The sequence below is a fragment of the Pseudomonas sp. 10C3 genome (assembly GCF_036346185.1).
GTDB lineage: Bacteria > Pseudomonadota > Gammaproteobacteria > Pseudomonadales > Pseudomonadaceae > Aquipseudomonas.
This window is the reverse complement of record NZ_JASJVE010000146.1, coordinates 1-255: the sequence shown is the minus strand read 5'-3', so window position 1 is coordinate 255 and position 255 is coordinate 1. Positions and strand designations below refer to the sequence as shown.

The following is a 255-nucleotide window of genomic DNA, read 5'->3' as shown; positions in this document are numbered from 1 at the left end:
TGTCGATGATGTCGAGCTCGGCCATAAAACCCCCGAACAAGGCATACAGGCACTGCTGCAAGAACGGAACGACCTGTTAAACCAGGCACAGGCCGTGGTACGCAACGGCCACGTTGCAATAAGCGATGCGGTCAAGCGCATCCCGGCATACAGACTCACCCAACCCGTATTACAACCCGACCCCGAGCGCTTATTGCGCTTTGTCCATGCTCAACACCTCAACACGCCTGATGAGAAGGCTCAGCGCACAACACA

The 255-nt window shown here is 56.1% G+C and carries 1 pseudogene; it reads left to right on the top strand.

The features are described from left to right. Window positions 1-255: pseudogene (locus QN399_RS26435) on the top strand (hypothetical protein); the annotation flags it as partial.